This is a genomic window from Stutzerimonas kunmingensis (assembly GCF_900114065.1).
Lineage (GTDB): Bacteria > Pseudomonadota > Gammaproteobacteria > Pseudomonadales > Pseudomonadaceae > Stutzerimonas > Stutzerimonas kunmingensis.
Genome location: NZ_FORS01000006.1, coordinates 106213 through 129883 on the forward strand (window position 1 = coordinate 106213; position 23671 = coordinate 129883).

23 protein-coding genes are annotated in these 23671 nt (G+C 63.8%); 16 read left to right on the forward strand and 7 right to left on the reverse strand.

Annotation, left to right across the window (positions count from 1 at the left end):
- The first annotated feature begins 6 nt into the window (after positions 1 to 6).
- The 6 genes from BM275_RS15505 (at position 7) to BM275_RS15530 (ending at position 7057) form a co-directional block, all read left to right on the forward strand.
- The gene (locus BM275_RS15505; protein WP_090522180.1) at positions 7 to 519 is read left to right on the forward strand and encodes an ureidoglycolate lyase; all 513 of its coding nucleotides are present in this window, start codon (positions 7 to 9) and stop codon (positions 517 to 519) included.
- Positions 520 to 632: 113 nt separating this feature from the next.
- Complete coding sequence (locus tag BM275_RS15510) at positions 633 to 1865, forward strand: urate hydroxylase PuuD (RefSeq protein WP_090522182.1); 1233 nt, start codon at positions 633 to 635, stop codon at positions 1863 to 1865.
- Between the two features lie 250 nt (positions 1866 to 2115).
- Positions 2116 to 3666, forward strand: coding sequence for a cation:proton antiporter family protein (locus tag BM275_RS15515; RefSeq protein ID WP_090522184.1), 1551 nt, complete (start codon positions 2116 to 2118; stop codon positions 3664 to 3666).
- A gap of 209 nt (positions 3667 to 3875) precedes the next feature.
- Positions 3876 to 5384: a uracil-xanthine permease family protein gene (locus BM275_RS15520; protein WP_180982742.1), complete on the forward strand. Its 1509-nt coding sequence runs from the start codon at positions 3876 to 3878 to the stop codon at positions 5382 to 5384.
- 99 nt (positions 5385 to 5483) lie between these two features.
- Positions 5484 to 6308 (forward strand): outer membrane protein OmpK, encoded by an 825-nt coding sequence (locus BM275_RS15525; protein WP_090522188.1) that lies wholly within the window; start codon positions 5484 to 5486, stop codon positions 6306 to 6308.
- Between the two features lie 125 nt (positions 6309 to 6433).
- Entirely contained in the window at positions 6434 to 7057 is a 624-nt protein-coding gene (locus tag BM275_RS15530; protein WP_090522190.1) for a TetR/AcrR family transcriptional regulator, read from the forward strand.
- Positions 7058 to 7122: 65 nt separating this feature from the next.
- Here the strand turns inward: BM275_RS15530 and BM275_RS15535 are convergent, their stop codons facing one another.
- The 5 genes from BM275_RS15535 to BM275_RS15555 all read right to left on the reverse strand — a co-directional run bounded on the left by BM275_RS15535 (position 7123) and on the right by BM275_RS15555 (position 12149).
- A complete protein-coding gene (locus BM275_RS15535) occupies positions 7123 to 7575 on the reverse strand; it encodes a PA2169 family four-helix-bundle protein (protein ID WP_014819409.1) in 453 nt (150 codons plus the stop codon).
- A gap of 138 nt (positions 7576 to 7713) precedes the next feature.
- Complete coding sequence (locus tag BM275_RS15540) at positions 7714 to 8982, reverse strand: sensor domain-containing phosphodiesterase (RefSeq protein WP_090522193.1); 1269 nt, start codon at positions 8980 to 8982, stop codon at positions 7714 to 7716.
- Positions 8983 to 9190: 208 nt separating this feature from the next.
- On the reverse strand, positions 9191 to 10036 hold the full coding sequence (gene xth / locus BM275_RS15545; protein ID WP_090522195.1) for an exodeoxyribonuclease III: 846 nt from the start codon (positions 10034 to 10036) through the stop codon (positions 9191 to 9193).
- A gap of 83 nt (positions 10037 to 10119) precedes the next feature.
- On the reverse strand, positions 10120 to 11478 hold the full coding sequence (locus tag BM275_RS15550; protein ID WP_090522197.1) for a heavy metal sensor histidine kinase: 1359 nt from the start codon (positions 11476 to 11478) through the stop codon (positions 10120 to 10122).
- Positions 11475 to 12149, reverse strand: coding sequence for a heavy metal response regulator transcription factor (locus tag BM275_RS15555; RefSeq protein ID WP_090522199.1), 675 nt, complete (start codon positions 12147 to 12149; stop codon positions 11475 to 11477). Before BM275_RS15555 ends, BM275_RS15550 begins: the two co-directional genes overlap by 4 nt.
- Positions 12150 to 12434: 285 nt before the next feature.
- On the opposite strand from BM275_RS15555, the gene BM275_RS15560 reads away from it, so the two are divergent.
- Both BM275_RS15560 and uraH read left to right on the forward strand, forming a co-directional pair.
- Positions 12435 to 12938: a GlcG/HbpS family heme-binding protein gene (locus BM275_RS15560; protein WP_090522201.1), complete on the forward strand. Its 504-nt coding sequence runs from the start codon at positions 12435 to 12437 to the stop codon at positions 12936 to 12938.
- Positions 12939 to 12954: 16 nt separating this feature from the next.
- Entirely contained in the window at positions 12955 to 13365 is a 411-nt protein-coding gene (gene uraH / locus BM275_RS15565) for a hydroxyisourate hydrolase (protein ID WP_090522203.1), read from the forward strand.
- A gap of 5 nt (positions 13366 to 13370) precedes the next feature.
- Here uraH and BM275_RS15570 read toward each other — a convergent pair whose 3' ends face one another.
- Entirely contained in the window at positions 13371 to 14279 is a 909-nt protein-coding gene (locus BM275_RS15570; protein ID WP_090522205.1) for a LysR family transcriptional regulator, read from the reverse strand.
- Between the two features lie 109 nt (positions 14280 to 14388).
- On the opposite strand from BM275_RS15570, the gene gcl reads away from it, so the two are divergent.
- The 5 genes from gcl (at position 14389) to pyk (ending at position 21138) form a co-directional block, all read left to right on the forward strand.
- Positions 14389 to 16170 (forward strand): glyoxylate carboligase, encoded by a 1782-nt coding sequence (gcl, locus tag BM275_RS15575; protein ID WP_090522207.1) that lies wholly within the window; start codon positions 14389 to 14391, stop codon positions 16168 to 16170.
- A 216-nt stretch (positions 16171 to 16386) separates the two neighbouring features.
- The gene (gene hyi / locus BM275_RS15580) at positions 16387 to 17169 is read left to right on the forward strand and encodes a hydroxypyruvate isomerase (RefSeq protein ID WP_090522210.1); all 783 of its coding nucleotides are present in this window, start codon (positions 16387 to 16389) and stop codon (positions 17167 to 17169) included.
- 32 nt (positions 17170 to 17201) lie between these two features.
- A complete protein-coding gene (locus BM275_RS15585) occupies positions 17202 to 18092 on the forward strand; it encodes a 2-hydroxy-3-oxopropionate reductase (RefSeq protein ID WP_090522212.1) in 891 nt (296 codons plus the stop codon).
- Between the two features lie 326 nt (positions 18093 to 18418).
- Complete coding sequence (locus tag BM275_RS15590; protein ID WP_090522214.1) at positions 18419 to 19690, forward strand: glycerate kinase type-2 family protein; 1272 nt, start codon at positions 18419 to 18421, stop codon at positions 19688 to 19690.
- Between the two features lie 32 nt (positions 19691 to 19722).
- The gene (gene pyk / locus BM275_RS15595) at positions 19723 to 21138 is read left to right on the forward strand and encodes a pyruvate kinase (protein WP_090522218.1); all 1416 of its coding nucleotides are present in this window, start codon (positions 19723 to 19725) and stop codon (positions 21136 to 21138) included.
- A gap of 34 nt (positions 21139 to 21172) precedes the next feature.
- Here the strand turns inward: pyk and BM275_RS15600 are convergent, their stop codons facing one another.
- Positions 21173 to 21397 (reverse strand): DUF2188 domain-containing protein, encoded by a 225-nt coding sequence (locus tag BM275_RS15600; protein WP_090522220.1) that lies wholly within the window; start codon positions 21395 to 21397, stop codon positions 21173 to 21175.
- A 273-nt stretch (positions 21398 to 21670) separates the two neighbouring features.
- Between BM275_RS15600 and hmpA the strand changes: the two genes are divergently transcribed.
- From hmpA to BM275_RS15615, 3 genes are all read left to right on the forward strand, one after another.
- Positions 21671 to 22849, forward strand: coding sequence for an NO-inducible flavohemoprotein (gene hmpA / locus BM275_RS15605; RefSeq protein ID WP_090522222.1), 1179 nt, complete (start codon positions 21671 to 21673; stop codon positions 22847 to 22849).
- 51 nt (positions 22850 to 22900) lie between these two features.
- Positions 22901 to 23134 (forward strand): hypothetical protein, encoded by a 234-nt coding sequence (locus tag BM275_RS15610; protein ID WP_090522224.1) that lies wholly within the window; start codon positions 22901 to 22903, stop codon positions 23132 to 23134.
- A 234-nt stretch (positions 23135 to 23368) separates the two neighbouring features.
- On the forward strand, positions 23369 to 23539 hold the full coding sequence (locus BM275_RS15615; protein ID WP_003299895.1) for a con-10 family general stress protein: 171 nt from the start codon (positions 23369 to 23371) through the stop codon (positions 23537 to 23539).
- The last annotated feature ends 132 nt before the right edge of the window (positions 23540 to 23671 follow it).

The window sequence follows — 23671 nt, forward strand, 5'->3', positions numbered from 1 at the left end:
CACACCATGCGCACCCTGACCATCGAGCCATTGACCAAGGAAGCCTTCGCCCCCTTCGGCGACGTCATCGAGACCGAAGGCAGCGACTACTTCATGATCAACAACGGCTCGACCCGCCGCTATCACAAGATGGCCACGGTCGAGACCGCCGCGCCCGATGACCAGGCGATCATCAGCATCTTCGCCGCCGAGGCGCTGGAGATGCCGCTGGTCATCCGCATGCTCGAACGTCATCCGCTGGGCAGCCAGGCCTTCATCCCGCTGCTCGGCAACCCCTTTCTGGTCGTGGTCGCGCCACTTGGCGATGCACCTGTACCGGGCCACGTCCGTGCCTTCCGCAGCAACGGCAGGCAGGGCGTCAATTACCACCGCGGCGTCTGGCACCACCCGGTGCTGACGATCGAAAAGCGGGATGAATTCCTGGTGGTCGATCGCAGCGGTTCTGGCAACAACTGCGACGAGTACTTCTTCACGGAGGATCAGCAACTCCTCCTCGACCCCCAACCGGAATCGACATGACCGCTACTGCGCTGGCTCATTCGGCGTTGCCTTGCCTGCGTTCGCGCCGCGCTCAAGCCGATTCCAATAAGAAGAAATACGGCCGCCTGCAGGCCGCAAGAGGTGCATGACAAATGGACGCCCATCTGACCGAATGGCTGAACCTGAGTATCCGCTGGATTCACATGATCGTTGGCGTCGCCTGGATCGGTGCTTCCTTCTATTTCGTCTGGCTGGAGAACAACCTCAACCGCGCCAACCCGCGTGAGGGCCTGTCGGGCGATCTCTGGGCCATCCACGGTGGCGGTATCTACCACCTGGAGAAGTACAAGCTGGCGCCGCCGCAGATGCCGGAAAACCTGCACTGGTTCAAGTGGGAGGCCTACACCACCTGGCTGTCGGGCGTGGCGCTGCTGATGGTGGTGTACTACCTCAACCCCAGCCTGTACCTGATCGCACCGGGCAGCGAGCTGTCCCCTGCGGCGGCCATCGCTATCGGCTTCGGCTCGCTGATCGTAGGCTGGTTCGTCTACGACCTGCTCTGCGACTCGCCGCTGGGCAAGACCCCCGCCCTGCTCGGCCTGGTGCTGTTCGTGCTGGTGATCGCCGCGTGCTGGGGCTATTCGCAGGTATTCAGCGGCCGCGCAGCCTACATCCATACCGGCGCGCTGATCGGCACCATCATGGTCGGCAACGTGTTCCGCATCATCATGCCGGCCCAACGTGCGCTGGTCGCCGCCATCGAACAGAACCGCACGCCCGATCCGGTGCTGCCGGCCAAGGGCCTGCTGCGTTCGCGGCACAACAACTATTTCACCCTGCCGGTGCTGTTCATCATGATCAGCAACCACTTCCCGAGCACTTACGGCAGCGAATACAACTGGCTGATCCTCGCCGCGCTCGGCGCGCTGTCGGTGCTGGCGCGCCACTACTTCAACACCCGCCACAACAGTAACCGCTTTGCCTGGGCGCTACCGGCCGCGGCTCTGGGCATGATCTGCCTGGCTTACGTCACCGCGCCGAACCGTCAGCCGGCAGCACCAAACCTGGCGGCGACTTCGCCGGAGCAGGCCAGCACGAGTGCACAGCAGAGCGGCGCCAGTGCCAGCCAGTTCGCCCAGGTCAGCGAGGTGATTCACGAGCGTTGCACCGTTTGCCACTCAGCGCAGCCGAGCAGCCCGCTGTTCAGCGCGGCCCCAGCGGGCGTGATGTTCGATACCGCCGAGCAGATACGCGAGCAGGCGGCGAAGATCCATGCGCAAACCGTGGCCAGCCAGATCATGCCGCTGGGCAACATCACCCAGATGACCCAGGACGAGCGCGATCTGCTGGGTGACTGGATCGCCAAGGGCGCGTCCATCGACTGAGCAAAGACGCCGCGCGCAGCCCGCGCGGCGTTCTCTCTACGTACCGTTCCAGTTGAGAGCACTGGCCGCACCACATCCCTCCTCGGCTCCCTAGGCAAGGTTTGGCAACGCTGCGCTGCATCACGGCAACTCCCGCCTCCAGGGCGCGGCGCGCGAGCAGATTCCCGCAAGGAATATCGCTGCCGACGCTACCCAATCGCCGACACCCCGTTAAAATGCCGCGCCCTCCCTCGACGCCGGACGCCGCCCCGTGATTGAAGCCAGCTGGATTGCCTTCGCTTTCGCCCTCGGGCTGCTTGCCCGCTTCATCGGCCTGCCGCCGCTGATCGGCTACCTGGGCGCCGGCTTCGCGCTGGCCGCAGCGGGCGACTACGTGGGCGTGACCCGTGACGACAGCATCGTTCTCGATCACCTGTCGCATCTGGGCGTGCTCCTGCTGCTGTTCACCGTGGGGCTCAAGCTCAAGCTCGGCAATCTGGTTCGCCGCGAAGTCATCGGCGGCAGCCTGCTGCACTTCTTCATCTCCAGCGTGCTGGTGATGCCGGCGATCATGCTGATCCTCGATAACAGCTGGCGTGAGGCCATGCTGCTGGCAATCGCGCTGTCCTTCTCCAGCACCGTGCTGGCGGCCAAGGTGCTGGAAAGCAAGCGCGAGCTGCGCGCCTTTCACGGCCGCGTCGCCATCGGCGTGCTGATCATCCAGGACCTCATCGCTCTGGTGGTCATGAGCCTCGCCGCGGGCAAGGCCCCTTCCGCCTGGGCATTGCTGGTCTTCCTGCTGCCGCTGCTGCGCCCCGTGCTGTTCCGCCTGCTCGACCACAGCGGCCACGAGGAGCTGATGGTGCTGCTGGGCCTGATGCTGGCGCTGGTGGCCGGCGGTCTCGGCTTCGAATACGTCGGCCTGAGTTCCGAACTGGGGGCGCTGGCCTTCGGCGCCATGCTCGCCAAACACAAGCGTGCCGGCGAGCTGTCGAACTCGCTGTGGGCGATCAAGGAAGTGTTTCTGGTTGGCTTCTTCCTGAAGATCGGCATCGGTGGGCTGCCGGATGCCAACGCCCTCTGGTTCGCCTTCGCCATGTCGCTGCTGCTGCCGCTCAAGGCGGTGCTGTTCTTCGGCCTGTTCGTCGCCTTCCGCCTGCGCGCCCGCAGCGCCTTTCTCAGCGCCGCCAGCCTGACCAACTACAGCGAATTCGGCCTGATCGTCGTCAGTGTGGTGCTGCCGCAGTGGCTGATGCCGCTGGCGATCACCGTGGCGTTCTCGTTCATCGTTTCGGCGCAGATCAACCGTTTCGCCCATCCGCTGTACGAACGTCTGGCGCCGCGTCTGCTCCGCTACGAGCGCAACATTCGCCACCCCGACGAACAACCGGTGTCCCTGGGCGATGCGCGCATTCTGATCATGGGCATGGGCCGTACCGGGCGCGCCGCCTACGACTATCTGGCGGAGAAGGGTTTCGCCCTGGTCAGCCTCGATTCCGACCCGGTCATGGTGGAAAAGAACACCGCCGAGGGCCGGCACATCCTCTTTGCCGATGCCGAGGACCAGATGTTCTGGCAGAGCCTGGAGATGAACGAGGTCGAGGCGGTGATCCTGGCGATGAACGATCCCGAGGCCAAGATCATCTCTACCCGCAAGCTGCGCGAAAGCGGATTTGGCGGGCTGATCGTGTCCCACGCGATGTACGAGGATATCGCCCAGCGCATCCAGGAAGCTGGCGCCGACCGCACCTACCTGACCATGAGCGAGGCCGGCGCGGGCCTTGCGGAAAATGTCTCGCGGGAATTGCAGGCACCGCGCTGAGGCCCGGTCCAGACCCGCTCGCGCGATCTGGGCCAACTGCCGTCGATCCAATTGTGCACAATTTTCTGATTTATTGTTTATCAGCCTGTCTACAGGTTGCTATAGTCCAGGCGTCCTGACCGATCGAACAGCTTTCGACGGACAGCGATAGAGGTGCCGTGAAGCCTCGCAAGCCCATGACCGTAAAACAACAAATGGCAGGCTTAACAATGACCGCAACCGAAAACAGGAGCGGCACCGCTCCGCAAGCGAATCAGGACCTCATCTATCAGCTCGATGATCGCCCCGGCCCGCTACCCGCGACCTTCGCCGCCTTGCAGCACGTGCTGGCCAGCTTCGTCGGTATCATCACCCCCACCCTGATCGTCGGCAGCGCGCTTGGCCTCGATCAATACGTCCCCTACCTCGTCAGCATGGCGCTGTTCGTCTCCGGTCTCGGCACCTTCGTCCAGGCCCGGCGCTTCGGTCCCATCGGCTCTGGACTGCTGTGCCTGCAGGGCACCAGCTTCGGCTTTCTCAGCGCCATCCTCAGCGCCGGTTTCATCGTCAAGGCGCGTGGCGGCACGCCGGAGGATATCCTCGCCACGCTGTTCGGCGTGAGTTTCTGCGCCGCGTTCGTCGAGATCGCCTTCAGCCAGTGCATCAACAAGCTGCGCCGGGTGATCACCCCGGTGGTCACCGGCACCATCATCTGCCTGATGGGCCTTTCGCTGATCAAGGTGGCGATGACCGATATCGCCGGCGGCTACGGCGCCGATGACCTCGGCGCCCTGCCCAACCTGGCGCTGGCCGGCCTGGTGATCGGCATCATCGTGGTGCTCAACCGCTTTCCCTGGGCGATCCTGCGGCTGTCGGCGGTGATCATCGCGCTGACCGCGGGCTATCTGGTGGCCTGGTCCATGGGCAAGGTGGACTTCGCCGAGCTGGGCGAACTGCCGCTGCTCAGCGTGCCGCAACCTTTCCGTTTCGGTTTCGCCTTCGACTGGATGGCCTTTATCCCGATCGCGGTGATCTTCCTCATCACACCGCTGGAAACCGCCGGCGACCTCACCGCCAACTCGATGATCTCGCGTCAGCCGGTGCGCGGGCCGGTGTATCTGCGGCGGATCAAATCGGGAATCCTCGCCGATGGCTGCAGCTCGGCGGTCGCCGCGGTGTTCAACAGCCTGCCGATGACCACCTTCAGCCAGAACAACGGCGTCATCCAGCTCACCGGCGTCGCCAGCCGCTACGTTGGCTACTACATCGCCGCGGTCCTGGTACTGCTGGGTCTGTTCCCCTTCGTCGGCGGTGTGCTGCAGCTGATGCCCAAGCCGGTGCTCGGCGGCGCCACGCTGATCATGTTCGGCACCGTGGCCATCGCCGGTATCAAGATCCTCGCCGAAGCCGGCCTGCATCGCCGCAACATGCTCATCGTGTCGATTTCCCTGGGTCTCGGCCTGGGTGTCGCCGGCGTGCCGGAGGTGCTGAGCGCGATGCCCGAGGTGCTGAAGAACATCTTCGGTTCGCCGATCACCATCGGCGCCTTCAGCGCCATCCTGCTCAACCTGTTCCTGCCGCGCGAACCGAGCGAAGTCGATGTATTCGACCCCGAGGAGCTGGTCGAGGATGCCGTTGGCACCAATACGCTGTCGGTGAATATTCCGGACTACAAGCCGCACGACCGCCACGACCGCGACGTCATGCCACAGGCTGCCCGGGCCGATTCAACGGGCTGAACGACACACACACCGCTTCCCGCCGTCTCGGCCTTCGCCCAGAATACGCGCCCGGTCGCGACGGCCTAGCCTATAAAAAAACACACAGGAACCACTTCCATGCAACTGAAGACTGCCCCGCTCTGCCTCGCCCTTACCGGCACACTGCTTGCGACACCGGCGCTGGCTGGCGATCTGATGCATTGGCAAAACAACAGCCTGACCTATCTTTACGGCCAGGATTACAAGGTCGACCCCGACACCCAGCAGACCGTCACCTTCGAGCATGCCAGCGGCTGGGCATGGGGCGACATGTTCTTCTTCGTCGACAACATCTGGTACAACGGCGTGAGCGGGAGCGACGGCCATACCTACTACGGCGAGTTCAGCCCACGCCTGTCGCTAAGCAAGATCAGCGGAAGCGACCTGTCTTTCGGTGTGGTCAAGGACGTTCTGGTTGCCGCCACCTATGAGCGTGGTGAAAGCTCGGCCGAAGGCGTACCGAATCAGAACTACCTCTTGGGACCGGGTTTCGATCTGGACCTGCCCGGCTTCGACCGTTTCGCACTGAACTTCTACTATCGCAAGCCCGACGGCTCCACCGGCCGCGCTTCCGGTCAGTGGCAGGTGACCCCCACCTGGGCGATGACTTTCCCGGTTGGCAAGTCGGACATCCTCTTCGACGGCTTTATCGATTGGGTCGTCAACGACGCCGGTTCCGAGTCGCGCGGAGACTTCCTGAAGAAGAACCTGCACATCGTGCCGCAGATCAAGTACGACCTCGGCAAGGCGTTGGACTACACCCCAGGCAAGCTGTACGTCGGTATCGAGTACGACTATTGGTCCAACAAGTACGGCATCGAAGACGGCGGCTTCGTCAGCGAAAACTTCGTTGGCAAAACCGACCAGAACACCTTCAGCGCTATCGTCAAAGCGCACTTCTGAGTGCTATCGCGAAGGGGCTCCGGGCCCCTTCGCCTCTCCTCCGGCGCTTCGGTTGAGGGGCTTGCGACCAGGGTGCTAGCATGCGGGCGCTTGTTCGTATCGCCGGCAGCCAGCGAAAGGCCCCCATGTCCAGTATCCGTGAGCGCAACAAAGAGCTGATCCTCAAAGCCGCCAGCGAAGAATTCGCCGAAAAGGGCTTCGCCGCGACCAAGACCAGTGACATCGCCGCCCGCGCCGGGCTGCCCAAGCCCAACGTCTACTACTACTTCAAGTCCAAGGAAAATCTCTACCGCGAGGTGCTGGAGAGCATCGTCGAACCCTTGCTCGAAGCCTCGGCGCCGTTCAACCAGCCAGGCCATCCGGCCGAGGTCCTGCGCGCCTATATCCGCACCAAGATCAGGATTTCCCGCGACCACGCCTGCGCCTCGAAGGTGTTCGCCAACGAGATCATGCACGGCGCTCCGCACCTGTCACCGGAACGCACTGCACAACTCAACGCCCAGGCGGCACACAACATCGCCTGCATCCAGCGCTGGATCGACGACGGCCTGATGGCGAAGGTCGATGCCAATCACCTGCTGTTCAGCATCTGGGCGGCGACCCAGACCTACGCCGATTTCGACTGGCAGATCAGCACCGTCACCGGCAAGAACCGCCTCGACGAAGCCGACTACGATGCGGCGGCGGACACCATCATTCGCCTGGTACTCAAGGGTTGCGAAATCGCCGAACCGGCTCAGGTTGACTGACCGGCGGAAACGAAAAACGCCAGCATGCGCTGGCGTTCTTCAAACCCTGACCGGCTGGCGAAGCATCAGCTCCGGGCGCGAGCCGCGTCGCGTAAAGCCTTCACCTGATCATGGTTGCGTTGTACGCCCTGGTACTGACGTTCGACCACGATCCGCACTTCGGCTGGCAGGTCTTTTTCCAGCGCCTTGCGGTAGCTCTTAACCGCGACATCCTCACCACGCTCACACTCGTTGAGAATGGCCTCGTCGTCCTTGCCGGTGATCATCGACTTGAGGTCGACCCAGCGACGGTGCATGTCGGCAGCCACACTGGTGCTGGTCTCCGGATCGCCGCCCATGGAGCGAACCAGTTGCTGCAGCTCAGCGGCGGCCGTGGCGCAGTCGCGCGAACGCTGATTCATGGTGCTCTTGAGCTGCGGATCGCGCAGGTCTTCGGCGCATTCGAGGAAGCCCTTTTCGCCATCCTTGCTGGTTTCAATCAGGTCGTTGAGCACTGAAATCGTGTCTTTCGTATCCATCTTGTACCTCCTGACAAGTCGACTCGGAAAGGGCCACATCGCTGCCGCCCGCGTTATAAAGTCGACTGCCCACGCACCACAAAGGTTCAGCGAAACCGCCCGAAGGCACTCTCTTGGCTCATCACCCGGCTACGCCGGCTATGCCTGTCGGCTCATGGCGAGCCCGTGATGCAATGGCATCGGCCGACCGAGCAGGTAGCCCTGTGCCTTGTTCACTTCAAGCCGCCGCAACATGGCCAGTTCCTCCTGGGTCTCAACCCCTTCGGCGACGACCTTGCAGCCGGTTTCCTCGGCGAAGCGGATCAACGCGGCGGCCAGCGCGCGGCAGCCGGTGTCGCTGTCGACATTGCGGATCAGGCTGCTGTCGAGCTTGATCACGTCCGGCTTGAGTTTGAGGATATGGCGGAAACTCGCGTAACCGGCGCCGGCATCGTCAACCGCCAGCCGTAGCCCCTTGCTGCGCAGTGGTTCGAGTGCCTCGGCCAGCTGCGAGTAGTCCTGTACCGATGCGTGTTCGGTCACCTCGAGCATCAGCCGCGCCAGCGGTTGATCGGCGAGCACCGTGTCAAGCGCGCCGGCGAGGATGGTTTCCGGCGAAACATTGAGCGACAGGTAGCTGTCTGCCGGCAGCTGATCGAAGTCGTGCAGGGCCGCCTCGATCAGGGCGACCTCCAGCTCCTGCTGCAAGCCGACCAGCCCGGCCTCGGCGAACCACTTGTCCGGGGTTCGCTGCGGCTGCGCGCTGAATCGAGCCAGCGCCTCGTGGCCAACGATGCGGTTTTCCACCAGATGCACGATGGGTTGGTACACCACCGAATACGCGCGTTGCTCGAGCACCGAGCGAATGCGCGTGAGCGTCTCGGCATAGCGGATCTCATTGAGCGCATGGCGTTCCAGCAATCTGCCGGCGAAGTCGGCGAACAGCCGCAGCGTATTCAGATCTCGCTCGTTGAGGCTGTTGTCCGGCGTGGTGCTGAAGCAACAGAAGGTGCCGTAGAGCCGGCCATCGCTGAAGCGCAGCGGAACACTGAGGTGCGCGCCGACCGGCAAGGCTTTGGTCACCGGCATGGCCAACGCCTCCGGTAGAGTCGCCGCGTCCTGAATCAGCTCGGGCAAGCGCCCGTCGAGCACGCGTTGACAGTAACTGTCGTCCAGAGGATCGCACGCCCCGACCTCGAGCTGCAGGGGTACGAAATTGCCGTCCAGGTAGCGAAAAATCCGGCTGCCGCCGCGAAACTCGCTGATAAACGCGACATCCATCCCCAGATGCGTGCGCACGGCATGCAGGGTTTCGACGAGCATCTCGCTCAATGAAAGGTTGGCGCTCTCCAGGCGACGCAGGATGGAGAGCGGATCATCGGCCATCCCGAATCGATCGACCTGATCCTGCTGTATGTCATCAGACATGGAGTCCCTCCCCGTTTGCTGGCTGCCATTGCTGCCGTATGAATACCGTCGACAGCGAGCCGCTGGAGCCCGCGATGTCGTTTGCCGACCAGTTGCCCGGATACTAGTCGCGACCGTCGATCTGCTGATGCCTCAGCGACGATTGGCACAAGGCCTTGTAGAACCGGCCGCGTCGCACGTTGCCGCATCGTTCGAGCACCGCCTGCCTCTAGCTCCTCGCCCCCGTCTTGCCACGCTTGTTCGACTTCGCCGGCTCAGCCGCCGCGCCCGCGTCACCTTTCAGGGTTATCCAGGTAGGCGCATGGTCACTGGCATGTTCCTGGTCGCGTACCCAGCGATCGACGCCGGCATCCTGCAGCCGCGGCGCAAGGTCCGGGCTAAGCAGCAGATGGTCGATGCGCAGCCCGGAGTTCTTCTGCCAGTGCTGGCGAAAGTAGTCCCAGAAGGTGTAGATGCGCTCGTCGGGGTACCTGGCGCGCAACGCGTCGGTCCAGCCCTGCGCCAGCAGGCGCTCGAAACATTCGCGGCTTTCCGGCTGCAGCAGCGCGTCCTTCTTCCAGGAGCGCGGGTTGTAGATGTCCTCGTCGGTGGGCACCACGTTGTAGTCGCCGGCCAGCACCACCGGGTGCCCGCTGGCGAGCAAGCCGGCAGCATGCTCGATGAAGCGCTCGAACCAGCTCAGCTTGTAATCGAATTTCGGCCCCGGCTGCGGGTTGCCGTTGGGCAGGTAGAGGCAGGCAACGATCACACCCTGCACGGCTGCTTCCAGGTAGCGGCTGTGGCTGTCATCCCGATCGCCCGGCAGACCACGGCGGATCTCCAGCGGCTCGCAATCGCGGGCCAGAATCGCCACCCCGTTCCAGGATTTCTGCCCATGCCAGATGGCGCCATAGCCGGCCGCGCGGATGTCATCGATGGGAAAATCAGCGTCCTGTGCCTTGAGTTCCTGCAGGCAGACCACATCGGGCTGCTCGCGCGCCAGCCATTCGAGCAGATTGCCCCGGCGAGCACGGATGCCATTGATGTTGTAGGTAGCGATTTTCAGACTATCCACAAGCGCGTCTCTCACAGGCGGTTGTATCCACATTAGCTGTGACAGCGCGGTGCGGCTTCCCGATCCGGTGCCAATGATCGGAATCAGGCCGGCGTTTCGGCAAAACGCAGGGTGAATTCGGTCACCCCGGCGTCGCTGCGAACACTCACCTCGCCGCCATGCAGCTGCATGATCGAGCGCACGATGGCCAACCCCAGGCCGCCGGTATCGCCCGGCTCGGCGCGCGATGGATCGCAGCGGTAGAAGCGATCGAACAGCCGCGGCAGATGCTCGGGCGGGATCGGAGGTCCCAGATTGATCACGCTGACCGACCGCCAACCTACTCCTGAGCCACTGACGATGCGCACCGGGCTGTCACTGGCGCCGTAGCGCAACGCATTGGCCAGCAGGTTCGCCAGCGCCCGGCGGATCATCTCAGGGTCACCGACCAGCTCACCCTCGGTTTCGTCGAGCAGCTGAATGCCGCGCTCTTCGGCGACGCCTTCGAAGTAGTCGCACAGCTGCTCGACCAGTGCCGGCAATGCAAAGCGCTGCCGCTCGATGGCCGCAGCCGGCTGCTCGGCACGGGCGAGGAACAGCATGCTGTCGATCATCCGCGCCAGACGCTCGTACTCTTCCTGGTTGGACACCAGCAGTGCGTGATAGGCCTCGGCATCGCGGTCCTTGTGCAACAGTTGCTGGGTCTGCCCCATGAGATTGCCGAGCGGCGTACGCATCTCGTGGGCAAGGTCTTCGCTGAAGCGTGACAGCCGCGCGAAGCCCTGTTCCAAGCGATTGAGCATCTGGTTCAGCGCCCCACGCAGCGGCTCCAGTTCGCTCGGCATCGCCGATTCGTCCAGGCGCAGGTGCAGGTGCTGCACGTCGATCGCCAAGGCCTGTCGGGTCAGGTGACGCACCGGACGCAAGGCGCGCCGACTGATCAGCCAGCCAAGCACTGACGCCAGCAGCGCGCCGAGGCTCAACGCCCACCACAGTTTTACGCGATAAGCGGCGAGCATCTGCTCACGCTCAGCGAGCATGCGCCCGGCGACCAGGGTCAGGCCCGCCTCGCCCGGCAGGCGCCGCCAGGCCAGCCGCGCGCCATCTGTATCTATCAGCTCCGCTGCGGCGCTGGCCGGCAATGTCGGAATGGACAGCCGCGCCGGGTTGATCTCGATCAGCGCGCGCCCCTGAGCATCGAGCAGCCAGAGCAGGCTGTCGCGATTACCCAGCATGTTCTCGTACAGCTGCGGACGTTGCCGTAGCGCCTCGATGCTGGCGCTGTCGTCCAGCAGCGCCTGCATGCGCTCCAGTCGACCGAGCAGTGCCTGATCGTCACGCCAACCTATTTCCCGCTCCAGCGAGCGGTACAGATACAGGCCGATGCTGCCCAGCAGCACGCTCGCCACCAGGGCGAAGGCCAGCGCCAGGCGCAGGCTGATTGAACGCGGCAACAGGCTCACGTGGCGGCTTCCAGCACATAGCCCATGCCGCGCACGGTGTGGATGAGCTTGAGCGTATAGGGATCGTCGACCTTGGCGCGCAGGCGGCGGATCGCCACGTCGACCACATTGGTGTCGCTGTCGAAGTTCATCTGCCAGACCTGCGAGGCGATCTGCGCACGCGAGAGCACCTCGCCTTGGCGCAGCAGCAACAGGTGCAGCAAGGCGAACTCCTTGTTGGTCAGGCTGATGCGTTCGCCCTGGCGACTGACGCGACGGCGCAACAGGTCCAGCTCAAGATCAGCAACCTGAAAGCGCTCGACTTCCCGCGGCGGCCCGCGCCGCAGCAGGGTGCGTACCCGCGCCAGCAGCTCGGCGTAGGAGAACGGCTTGACCAGATAGTCGTCTGCGCCCAGCTCCAACCCGCGCACACGGTCTTCCACCGCATCGCGCGCGGTGAGGAACAGCACCGGCGTATGCGCCGAGCGCCTGCGCACCACCTGTACCAGCTCCCAGCCGTCGAGCCCCGGCAGCATGACGTCGAGGATCACCAGGTCGAAGGTCTCCTCCTCGATCAGGTATTTGCCATCGACGCCGTTGCGCGCGACCTCCACACGGTAGCCGGACTCCTCCAAACCACGCTTGAGGTAATCGGCCGTCTTGGCCTCGTCCTCCACCACCAGAATTCGCATCGGATCACCTCGCTGAATGTGCGCCGCAGGTCGTTGAAGAACGTCAGCGAGGCAGCCAGCGCAAGGCGAAAACAGGCGAAAAAGCGCAGTTTACAAGTGGTAAATGAGCATTTTGAGCCTGTTTTCAACGCAGCGATGGCAACGCAGGTAGTTCTTCAACTGCCTGCTAGGTTATGGCGCCGCCGCACTGCGAGCCATTACAAAAGCGTAATGCGCAGGCAACGGTTCTGACGGGCAGGCATCGGCACCATGCACCCCGAAGCTCAGCCACCCAAGGAAACCGATATGCGTACCGCAGCCACACTGTCATTGCTGACGCTGGCATTACTTACCCCGGCCCTAAGCGCCAACGCCGCCACGCCGGCACCGATCACTCAACAGAACGTCTCGCTGGCCCTGGCCGATGGCCTGATCCAGGCCACGCTGGACCAGTGCCACGCGGAAAACCGCACGGCGGTGGTCGCTGTGGTCGATCGCGGCGGCAATCTGGTTGCCCTGCGCCGGGACGACAACGTCGGCCCGCACAACACCCTCGCCGCCCAGCGCAAGGCCTACACCGCGCTGTCGAGCAAGACCCCGACCCGTCTGTTCGCCGAGCGCGCCGCCGCTACGCCGGACGCCGCCAACCTCAACACGCTGGATGAGCTGTTGCTGCTCGGCGGTGGCGTGCCGCTGAAGGTCGGCGACGAGGTGATTGGTGCCATCGGCGTGGCCGGTGCCGGCGGTGCCAAGAACGACGAGGCCTGCGCCATGGCCGCCATCGAAAAACTGCTGCCCTCCTCCCACTGAAGAAAAGGAAAACCCCATGAAAGCACTACGTTCAATCGCCGCCGGCTTGATGCTCAGCGGCCTGTCCGGTCTGTCCCTGGCCGCTGGCAACCCCCTCAGCGTGCATGTGCTGAATCTGCAAGACGGCCTGCCTTCGCCGGATGTGCGCGTCACCCTCGAACAACGTCAGGGTGATGCCTGGAAATCACTCAACAGCGGCGAGACCAACGCCCAAGGCCGCATCACCGCGCTGTACCCCGAAGGCAAGGCGCTGGAAAAGGGCACCTACCGCGTCACCTTCATGACCGGCGACTGGTTCGCCGCGCACAAGGCCAGCACCTTTTTCCCCGAAGTTCCGGTGATCTTCGAAGCCGATGGCAGCGTCGAGCACTACCACATCCCGCTGCTGCTGAGCCCCTATGGCTTCTCCACCTACCGCGGCAATTGAGCCGCTCAGCGCACTTCCCAATAGCCCGGTGCGTTGTAGATGTCCTTCAGGTAGTCGATGAAGAAACGCACCTTGGCCGGCAGGTAGCGCTGCTGCGGATACACCGCCTGGATGTCGTAGGCCGGCAGCGCGTACTCGTCGAGTACCGTGACCAGCTCGCCGCGCTTGAGCTCGACCTGGATCTCCCAGGTCGAGCGCCAGCCTATGCCCAGGCCCTGCTTGACCCAGTCGAACAGCAGCTCGCCGTCATTGCAGTCCAGATTGCCGGCCACGCGGATCGCCACCTGCCTGCCGTCACGCAGGAAGGTCCAGCCCCGCTGCTGCCCGCCCTGCAGGTTGAAGGCCAGGCAGTTGTGCTGCGTCAGCTCTTCCAATGCCGTCGGCGTGCCATGGCGGGCGAAGTACTCCGGCGAGCCGCAGACCACCCGCCTGTTCGGAAACAGCCGCACCGCCACATAGTTGGGGTCGGTCACCTCGCCGATGCGAATGCCCATGTCGTAACCGTGGCGCACCAGATCGACCACGCTGTCGGTGAAGTTGAACGACAGCTGCAGGTCCGGATAGCGCGCCTGGAACGCCGGTGCGTGCGGGCCGATATGTCGCCGGCCGAATGCCGCCGGCGCCGACACCACCAGATGGCCACGTACCGAGGTGCGGTCGTGGCTGATGCTGGCATCCACCTCATCGAAATCCTTCAGCAGCCCGCGGGCGCGCTCCAGATACTGCTCACCCAGATCGGTCAATGACAGCCCGCGCGTCGAGCGGTGCATCAGCTTCACACCCAGATGCCGCTCCAGCGCATCCAGCCGCCGGCCCATCACCACCGGGGTGACGTTCTCCTTGTGCGCAGCCGCAGCGAAGCTGCCGCAGTCGGCCACCAGCACGAAGCTGCGCAGGGTCGTATAGCGATCCATTCGATACTCCTGATATCGACAGAACTGAAGTCTCGACCAATTCCGCCAGCTAATCCAGGGCGGCATGCTTGAGCCACGTAGAAAAACTATCGAATAAGAGGTGTGATCCATGGCCCGCATGAGAGCAATCGACGCCGCCGTCGCGGTATTGCGCAAGGAAGGCATCGACACCGCCTTCGGCATCCCCGGTGCCGCGATCAACCCGCTGTATTCCGCCCTGCGGGCCGACGGCAGCATCCGCCACATCCTCGCCCGCCACGTAGAGGGTGCCTCGCACATGGCAGAGGGCTATACCCGTGCCAAGCCGGGCAACATCGGCGTGTGCATCGGCACCTCTGGCCCGGCCGGCACCGACATGATCACCGGCCTGTATTCCGCCTCGGCCGACTCAATCCCGATCCTCTGCATCACCGGTCAGGCGCCGCGTGCCAAGCTGCACAAGGAAGATTTCCAGGCCGTCGATATCGAATCCATTGCCAAGCCGGTGACCAAATGGGCGGTTACCGTTCGCGAACCGGCGCTGGTGCCGCGCGTGTTCCAGCAGGCCTTCCATGTGATGCGCTCGGGGCGTCCCGGACCGGTGCTGATCGACCTGCCGTTCGATGTGCAGATGGGCGAGATCGAATTCGACATCGACACCTACGAGCCGCTCGCCGTGTACAAGCCGGCGGCGACCCGCAAGCAGATCGAGAAGGCCATCGACATGCTCTGCTCCGCCGAGCGCCCGCTGATCGTCGCCGGTGGAGGCATCTACAACGCCGCGGCCGAGGCCTTGCTGGTGGAGTTCGCCGAGACCGTGGGCGTGCCGGTGATCCCGACCCTGATGGGCTGGGGCTCGATCCCCGACGACCATCCGCTGATGGCTGGCATGTGCGGACTGCAGACCAGCCACCGCTACGGCAACGCGACCATGCTGGAATCCGACTTCGTACTCGGCATCGGCAACCGCTGGGCCAACCGCCACACCGGCTCGGTGGAGACCTATACCAAGGGCCGCACCTTCGTTCACGTCGACATCGAGCCGACCCAGATCGGCCGGGTATTCGCGCCGGACTACGGAATCGTCTCCGACGCCCGTGCCGCGCTCGAGTTGTTTGTCGAGGTTGCGAGGCAGCGCAAGGCCGAAGGTCGTCTGCCGGATCGCCGCGCCTGGGCCGCCGACTGCCTGGAACGCAAACGCACAATGTTGCGCAAGACCAACTTCGACAGCGTGCCGATGAAGCCGCAGCGCGTGTACCAGTGCATGAACAACGCATTCGGCAAGGACACCTGCTACGTCAGCACCATCGGCCTGTCGCAGATCGCCGCCGCGCAGTTCCTGCACGTTTACCAGCCGCGCCACTGGATCAATTGCGGCCAGGCCGGCCCGCTCGGCTGGACCATTCCGGCAGCGCTCGGCGTGGTTGCCGCGGACCCGGCGCGCAAAGTAGTGGCGCTTTCGGGTGACTATGACTTCCAGTTCATGATCGAGGAACTGGCCGTGGGCGCGCAGTTCAAGCTGCCCTACATCCACATCCTGGTGAACAACGCCTACCTCGGGCTGATCCGCCAGTCGCAGCGCGGTTTCGAGATGGATTACTGCGTGCAGCTCGGTTTCGAGAACATCAATGCCGACCAGAGCGGCATGGAAGGCTACGGCGTCGATCACGTCGCGGTGGTCGAGGGGCTGGGCTGCAAAGCACTGCGCGTGTTCAAGCAGGAAGACCTGCGCCCGGCCATCGAACAGGCCCAGGCCTGGATGGCCGAGCATCAGGTGCCGGTGGTGATCGAGGTGATCCTCGAGCGGGTGACCAACATCGCCATGGGCACCGAGATCGATGCCATCAACGAGTTCGAGGCGCTGGCCGAAGGCCGGGAAGATGCGCCGACGGCGGTCGGGCTGTTGGACTGATTCGCCCGTAACCACAACCGCGTGGAAGACGCTTCGCGCTCTTCCACGGGGCGGCCACCCGTCCTACCGGCCGCCGCAGTTATCAGCGACGGGCACCGAAGCAACCGTAGGGTGGATATCGCGAAGCATATCCACCGCAACGAAATACCCAGGGTGGTCACCACACCACCGCAATGCAGAACCGAATTTGATCCCTACAGATCAGGAGAGAGAACCATGCCCCGCTTTGCCGCCAATCTGTCCATGCTGTTCACCGAGGTCGATTTCCTTGACCGCTTTGCCGCCGCTGCCGAAGCCGGCTTTACCGGCGTCGAATACCTGTTCCCCTACGACTACCCGGCCGAGGAGATCAAGGCCCGGCTGGACGCCAACCAGCTGACCCAGGTGCTGTTCAACCTGCCGGCCGGCGACTGGACTGATGGCGAGCGCGGTATCGCCATCCTGCCGGAGCGGGTCAAGGAATTCCGCGCCGGCGTGGACAAGGCCATCGCCTACGCCAAGGTGCTGGGCAACACCCAGGTCAACTGCCTGGCCGGCATTGCCCCGCGTGGCGCCGACCTCGGCCAGCTGGAAATCACCTTTATCGAAAACCTGCGCTACGCCGCGCAGAAGCTCGAGGAAGCCGGCATTCGCCTGGTGATAGAGATGATCAACACTCGCGACATCCCGCGCTTTTTCCTCAACAACACCTCCCAGGCGCAGGAGATCCGCGGCAAGGTCGGTCACGCCAACCTGTTCCTGCAGTACGACATCTACCACATGCAGATCATGGAGGGAGACCTGGCGCGCACCATCGAGAACAACCTGACGGCCATCAACCATATCCAGCTGGCGGACAACCCTGGCCGCAACGAGCCGGGCACCGGCGAGATCAACTATCGCTTCCTCTTCGAGCATCTGGATCGCATCGGCTACCAGGGCTGGGTCGGCTGCGAGTACAAGCCGGCCACCACCACCGAAGCAGGCCTTGGCTGGCTGAAAAGCCACAACCCCATCTGACCCGAACTGAATCGAATTGAAGGAGATTACTCATGGCTAAGATCGGATTTATCGGCACCGGAATCATGGGCAAACCCATGGCAAGCAACCTGCAGAACGCAGGCCACCAACTGTTCCTTTCCGAACATCATGACAAGGCACCCGCCGACCTGGTGCAGGCCGGCGCCATCGCCCTGGCCACGCCGCGGGAAGTCGCGCAGGAAGCCGAGTTCATCATCGTCATGGTGCCGGATACGCCGCAGGTCGAGGACGTGCTGTTCCGCGACCAGGGCGTCGCCGCCGGTGTCGGCCCGGGCAAGGTGGTGATCGACATGAGTTCGATCTCCCCCAGCGCCACCAAGCAGTTCGCTGAGAAGATCAAGGCGAGCGGCGCCGAGTACCTCGACGCGCCGGTATCCGGTGGTGAAGTCGGCGCCAAGGCCGGCAGCCTGTCGATCATGGTCGGCGGCAGCGAAGCGGCCTTCGAGCGCGCCCTGCCGCTGTTCCAGGCGATGGGCAAAAACATCACCCGCGTCGGCGAAAACGGCGACGGCCAGACCGCCAAGGTGGCCAACCAGATCATCGTCGCGCTGAACATCCAGGCGGTCGCTGAGGCCCTGCTGTTCGCCGCGAAGAACGGCGCCGACCCGGCCAAGGTGCGCGAGGCACTGATGGGTGGCTTCGCCGGTTCGAAGATCCTCGAAGTGCACGGCGAGCGCATGATCAAGGGCACCTTCGATCCGGGCTTCCGCATCAGCCTGCACCAGAAGGACCTCAATCTCGCCCTGGCCGGCGCCCGCGAGCTGGGCCTCAACCTGCCCAACACCGCCAACGCCCAGCAGGTGTTCAGCACCTGCGCAGCCATCGGCGGCAGCGGCTGGGACCACTCGGCACTGATCAAGGGCCTGGAGCACATGGCCAATTTCTCGATCCGCAAGGAGTAAAGCCTTCGAGCGCACTGAGTCGGGCCTGCGCCCCACCTTCAGGGACAGACAGACCAGGTGGTGGGATCAGCGCAACGCTCGGCACCAGTGATGCTCAAAGGGTTGGTGTGCAGATACGCGAGGTCGGAATCATCGCGTCTCCCCCACGACCAGGGCCCCGCGCGCCTGCACACCAACCGCCGTCTGCGGACGGCACCTTTTCGATTCGCCCGGCACAAGGAGTCACGGCCCGACTGCCGGGCGGGTCGATTTCAACCCTTAGCGCTTGCATTGCCGAGCCCTAAGGTCTGCAATCGGCCTCTGCAAAAAGACCCAAGGAGCCAGAGATGCCCATCGATCCCCAAGCCCTGCTGCGCCAGCTGTTCGATAGCGCCATCGAGGCCGCCCATCCGCGCCACGTGCTCGCCGACCATCTGCCTGAAGACCGCAGCGGCCGAGCCATCGTCATCGGCGCCGGCAAGGCGGCTGCGGCCATGGCCGAAGCCATTGAGCAGGTCTGGGAAGGCGAGCTGTCCGGCCTGGTGGTGACCCGCTATGAACATCACGCCGACTGCCGCCGCATCGAGGTGGTGGAGGCAGCGCACCCGGTGCCGGACGATGCCGGCGAGCGCGTCGCACGCCGCGTACTGGAGCTGGTCAGCAACCTCGAGGAAAGCGACCGGGTGATCTTCCTGCTTTCCGGCGGCGGTTCCTCGCTGTTGGCACTGCCAGCCGAGGGCATCTCTCTGGCCGACAAACAGGCGATCAACAAGGCGCTGCTGCGTTCCGGCGCGCACATCGGCGAGATGAACTGCGTGCGCAAGCATCTCTCGGCGATCAAGGGCGGCCGCCTGGCCAGGGCCTGCTGGCCGGCGAGCGTATACACCTATGCGATTTCCGACGTGCCCGGCGACGAAGCCACGGTGATCGCCTCCGGCCCGACCGTCGCCGATCCGACCACATCGGCGCAGGCACTGGAGATCCTCGAGCGCTACCACATCGAGGTGCCGGCCAACGTGCGCGCCTGGCTCGAAGACCCGCGCTCGGAAACCCTCAAGCCGGGCGACCCGATGCTCTCGCGCAGCCACTTTCAGCTCATCGCCACGCCGCAGCAGTCGCTCGACGCCGCTGCCGAGGTGGCCCGTTCCGCCGGTATCACCCCGCTGATCCTCGGCGACCTGGAAGGCGAAGCGCGTCAGGTGGCCAAGGTGCATGCCGGCATTGCCCGCCAGGTGGTGCTGCACGGCCAGCCGATCGCCGCGCCCTGCGTGCTCCTCTCCGGCGGCGAGACCACGGTGACCTTGCGCGGCAACGGCCGTGGCGGACGCAACGCCGAATTCCTGCTTGCCCTCACCGAAAGCCTGCAAGGCCTGCCCGGCGTCTACGCGCTGGCCGGCGACACCGATGGCATCGACGGTTCCGAGGACAACGCCGGCGCACTGATGACCCCAGACAGCTTCGCCCGCGCCGAAGCACAGGGCCGGCGTGCCGCCGATGCGCTGGCCAACAACGACGGCTATGGCTACTTCGCCGCGCTGGACAGCCTGATCGTTACAGGCCCGACGCGTACCAACGTCAACGATTTCCGCGCCATCCTGATTCTGCCGCCCTCGACCTAGACCGAGGACGCTCACCTGCCAGCGAGCCCGCCATGAAACCCGACAAGAAGGTCAAGATACTTGCCACCCTCGGCCCCACCACCCGCAGCATCGATGATGTACGGGCGCTGGTCGCGGCAGGGGTCAACCTGTTCCGCCTGAACTTCAGCCATGGCGAGCACGCCGACCACGCCGAGCGCTTCGCCTGGATTCGCCAGGTCGAACGCGAGCTGAACCAGCCGATCGGCATCCTCATGGACCTGCAGGGGCCCAAACTCAGGGTCGGCCGCTTTGCCGAAGGCAAGGTCCGCCTGGAGCGCGACCAGGCCTTTCGCCTGGATCTGGACCCGACACCGGGCGACAGCCGCCGCGTGAATCTGCCGCATCCGGAGATCATCGCCGCGCTGGAGCCGGGCATGCAGCTGCTGATCGACGATGGCCGCCTGCGTCTGACGGTCACCGCGCGCCACAGCGATGCCATCGACACCCGCGTGGTCGCCGGCGGCGAGCTGTCCGACCGCAAGGGCGTCAACGTGCCGGAAGCAGTGCTGGAGCTTAGCCCGCTCACGGAGAAGGATCGCCGCGACCTGGCTTTCGGCCTTGAACTGGGCGTGGATTGGGTGGCCCTGTCCTTCGTCCAGCGCCCACAGGACATCCACGAAGCGCGCAAGCTGATCGGTGAGCGCGCCTTCCTCATGGCGAAGATCGAGAAACCTTCGGCGGTGCAGCACCTGCGCGAGATCGCGCGGCTGTCCGACGCGATCATGGTCGCGCGTGGCGACCTCGGCGTGGAGGTGCCTCCGGAGAATGTGCCACGCATTCAGAAGAACATCGTGCGCATCTGCCGCCAGCTCGGCCGCCCGGTGGTGGTGGCGACGCAGATGCTCGAATCCATGCGCTTCGCCCCGGCGCCGACCCGCGCCGAGGTCACCGACGTGGCCAACGCGGTCGCCGAGGGTGCAGACGCGGTGATGCTGTCGGCGGAAACCGCTTCAGGCGACTACCCGCTGGAAGCGGTGAGCATGATGAGCAAGATCATCCGCCAGGTCGAAGGCGGCCCGGATTTCCAGGCCCAGCTCGATGTGCACCGACCGAATGCCGAGGCAACGCTGCCGGATGCCATCAGCTGCGCGATCCGCCGCATCAGTGGCATCCTGCCGACTGCCGTGCTGGTCAATTACACCGAATCAGGCCGCTCCAGCCTACGAGCCTCGCGCGAGCGCCCGGCCACGCCGATCCTAAGCCTGACGCCGAGCACCGCCACCGCGCGCAAGCTCACGGTGGCCTGGGGCGTGTATTCGGTGGTGGATGCACCGATGCGCGATATGGAGCAGGTCAGCAGCCACGCCCTCGAGCTGGCGCGCGCCCAAGGCATGGCCGGCAGTGGTGACACGGTGCTGATCACCGCTGGCGTGCCGCTCGGCCAACCTGGCACCACCAACACGCTACGTATCGAAGTCCTCGACTAGGTTGCAGCCCACCCAGCGCACAATGGCCAAGCGGTCAGCCCCTGGTCTCCAGCGGATTCTGCTCCTGAGGGTAGCGATGCTCCTCCTCGATGCTGCCGTCGCCGCCGTGGACGTTCACCAGCGCAGTACGCAGCTTCATGTAGTCGCGCGTCTCATCGAGAATGTCCTGTCGATTCCCGGCTTCGAGCAACGCGCGCTGATCGCCTTCTTCGCGTAGCACCCAGCGGTCATCTTCGTGGGTGATGTGGTAGATCTCCATGGCCTTCTCTCCTGCTGTTGAATGAAATATCGCGGATTGCCCCTGGTAAGAAAGCTGCCAGCGGGCGAGGTTCGATCGTCACCACCAAGGTAATTTAGACCCTTTAAGGTCCATATCACCATGTAAAGCCGAGGTTCTTTTTACCTCGCACACCCTGCAAACCTTGATTCAAGTCAATTTTCGACCTGGAACGATTGTTGAAAGCCTCTATGGCAGAACGTTTCGTGTTCGCCCCGCGAATACAGGACGACTTTCCCATCAGAGGAGTTAGCAATGCTTTGCGCTGAACAGACTGCCCTTATCAAAGCCACCGTGCCGCTGCTGGAAAGCGGCGGCGAGGCCTTGACCACCCATTTCTACAACCTGCTGCTCAGTGAACATCCCGAAGTGCGCCCGCTGTTCAATCAGGCCCACCAGGCCAGCGGTGAACAGCCGCGTGCACTGGCCAACGGCGTGCTGATGTATGCCAAACACATCGACCGGCTCGACGCCCTCGGTCCGCTGGTCGCTCAGATCATCAATAAGCATGTCGCGCTGCAGGTGCTGCCCGAGCATTACCCGCTGGTTGGCTCCTGCCTGCTGCGGGCGATCCGCGAAGTGCTCGGCGACGAGATCGCTACCGACGCCGTGATCGACGCCTGGGGCGCCGCCTACCAGCAACTCGCCAACATCCTTATCGGTCAGGAGGAGAATCTCTACCAGATCAAGGCCGACGCGGATGGTGGCTGGCGGGGGGCGCGGCGTTTTCGCATTGCGCGCAAGACCGTCGAAAGCGCAGAGATCACCTCCTTTCACCTGCAGCCGGAAGATGGCGGCGCGTTGATGGACTTTCTGCCCGGCCAGTACATCGGCCTGCGCCTGGAGGTCGACGGCCAGGAGGTGCGCCGCAACTACTCGCTGTCCGCCGCCAGCAATGGCAGCGAATACCGCATCAGCGTCAAGCGCGAGCCCGGCGGCGTCGCCTCGAACGCGCTGCATGCCATGCCCGAAGGTGCCGTGCTGGAGCTGTTCGCGCCGGCTGGCGAGTTCACCCTCGAACCGGGCGACAAGCCCCTGGTGCTGATCAGCGGCGGCGTCGGTATCACGCCTACCCTGGCGATGCTGGAACAGGCTCTGGCCAGCGCACGACCGGTGCACTTCATCCACTGCGCGCGCAATGCCGGCGTGCACGCGTTCCGCCGCAGCGTGGACGCGTTGGCCGAGCGTCATGTACAGCTCAAGCGTTTCTACTGCTATGAGCATCACGACGGCGCCGATGCCGCGCCGGATGCCGTCGGCCGCCTGACCGAGCAACAGCTTGGCGAATGGCTACCGGAAGACCGCAACGTGGATGCCTATTTCCTTGGGCCCAAACCCTTCATGGCCGCAGTTCGCCGTCAGCTGAAATCGCTTGGCGTACCGGAGCAGCAAACCCGCTACGAGTTCTTCGGCCCCGCTTCAGCACTCGATTGACCCATCTGGAGGCTCGCCCGGCGCGAGCCTCTCCTTTAAGGAGATTCGGTCATGCTTTATCACCGCGCTTCCCCGCAACGTCTGATGAGCGCCGCTAATGCACTGATGGTCGCAGGCGTACTGCTTCTGCTGCTGGGCATCAGCGGCGCCTATCTGTTCGAACGACATCTGGCGATGGGCAGCATCATCGCTGCCCATGCGCTGGTCATCCTCGGCCCCACGGCGCTGAAGATCGGCTACGTGATGCGCCTTCTGGCCGAGCGCAAGACAAAACTCGCGGCTTGAAGCGCGGCTGGATAAGCCCGTTCTCGGATACTCGCAATTCATTTCTGCAGCTTTACCGCTTCGCCTGTAATTTCAGTCCGCCATAGTCATACGCAACATGGGGAAAACCATTCGTCTACACTTTCTAACTCACCGAAACTCTAGCCTTGTACTTCCCTCTGACACAGTGAGGCTGATTGATCTCTCTCTTTCAGCCGTTTGTGAAAGTGTCTATCCAATTGAGGAGAAAAACACATGGCAAATAGTAATCCTGGCAACTTCGCCAATGATCGAGAGAAAGCTTCCGAGGCCGGCCGCAAGGGTGGTCACAACAGCGGCGGAAACTTCGCCAACGACCGCGAGAAGGCTTCCGAGGCCGGCCGCAAGGGTGGCCAGAACAGCCACGGCGGTGGCCGCAGCAGCTAAAAGCTGACGACATGAAGAAGGGCAGGCGCCATAACGGCCCTGCCCTTCTTCATTTATTTAATTCAATCCTTTTAAGCGAATGCGCTGAAGAACAATCGCAAAAATAATGCTATATCGCTATCTGATCGATAT

What these genes read in the sequence shown, in the direction of transcription:
- BM275_RS15505 (WP_090522180.1), top strand. Translation starts at nt 7, where the DNA reads ATGCGCACCCTGACCATCGAGCCATTGACCAAGGAAGCCTTCGCCCCC.
- BM275_RS15510 (WP_090522182.1), top strand. Translation starts at nt 633, where the DNA reads ATGGACGCCCATCTGACCGAATGGCTGAACCTGAGTATCCGCTGGATT.
- BM275_RS15520 (WP_180982742.1), top strand. Translation starts at nt 3,876, where the DNA reads ATGACCGCAACCGAAAACAGGAGCGGCACCGCTCCGCAAGCGAATCAG.
- BM275_RS15525 (WP_090522188.1), top strand. Translation starts at nt 5,484, where the DNA reads ATGCAACTGAAGACTGCCCCGCTCTGCCTCGCCCTTACCGGCACACTG.
- BM275_RS15530 (WP_090522190.1), top strand. Translation starts at nt 6,434, where the DNA reads ATGTCCAGTATCCGTGAGCGCAACAAAGAGCTGATCCTCAAAGCCGCC.
- BM275_RS15535 (WP_014819409.1), bottom strand. Translation starts at nt 7,575, where the DNA reads ATGGATACGAAAGACACGATTTCAGTGCTCAACGACCTGATTGAAACC.
- BM275_RS15540 (WP_090522193.1), bottom strand. Translation starts at nt 8,982, where the DNA reads ATGTCTGATGACATACAGCAGGATCAGGTCGATCGATTCGGGATGGCC.
- BM275_RS15555 (WP_090522199.1), bottom strand. Translation starts at nt 12,149, where the DNA reads ATGCGAATTCTGGTGGTGGAGGACGAGGCCAAGACGGCCGATTACCTC.
- BM275_RS15560 (WP_090522201.1), top strand. Translation starts at nt 12,435, where the DNA reads ATGCGTACCGCAGCCACACTGTCATTGCTGACGCTGGCATTACTTACC.
- uraH (WP_090522203.1), top strand. Translation starts at nt 12,955, where the DNA reads ATGAAAGCACTACGTTCAATCGCCGCCGGCTTGATGCTCAGCGGCCTG.
- BM275_RS15570 (WP_090522205.1), bottom strand. Translation starts at nt 14,279, where the DNA reads ATGGATCGCTATACGACCCTGCGCAGCTTCGTGCTGGTGGCCGACTGC.
- gcl (WP_090522207.1), top strand. Translation starts at nt 14,389, where the DNA reads ATGGCCCGCATGAGAGCAATCGACGCCGCCGTCGCGGTATTGCGCAAG.
- hyi (WP_090522210.1), top strand. Translation starts at nt 16,387, where the DNA reads ATGCCCCGCTTTGCCGCCAATCTGTCCATGCTGTTCACCGAGGTCGAT.
- BM275_RS15585 (WP_090522212.1), top strand. Translation starts at nt 17,202, where the DNA reads ATGGCTAAGATCGGATTTATCGGCACCGGAATCATGGGCAAACCCATG.
- BM275_RS15590 (WP_090522214.1), top strand. Translation starts at nt 18,419, where the DNA reads ATGCCCATCGATCCCCAAGCCCTGCTGCGCCAGCTGTTCGATAGCGCC.
- pyk (WP_090522218.1), top strand. Translation starts at nt 19,723, where the DNA reads ATGAAACCCGACAAGAAGGTCAAGATACTTGCCACCCTCGGCCCCACC.
- BM275_RS15600 (WP_090522220.1), bottom strand. Translation starts at nt 21,397, where the DNA reads ATGGAGATCTACCACATCACCCACGAAGATGACCGCTGGGTGCTACGC.
- hmpA (WP_090522222.1), top strand. Translation starts at nt 21,671, where the DNA reads ATGCTTTGCGCTGAACAGACTGCCCTTATCAAAGCCACCGTGCCGCTG.
- BM275_RS15610 (WP_090522224.1), top strand. Translation starts at nt 22,901, where the DNA reads ATGCTTTATCACCGCGCTTCCCCGCAACGTCTGATGAGCGCCGCTAAT.
- BM275_RS15615 (WP_003299895.1), top strand. Translation starts at nt 23,369, where the DNA reads ATGGCAAATAGTAATCCTGGCAACTTCGCCAATGATCGAGAGAAAGCT.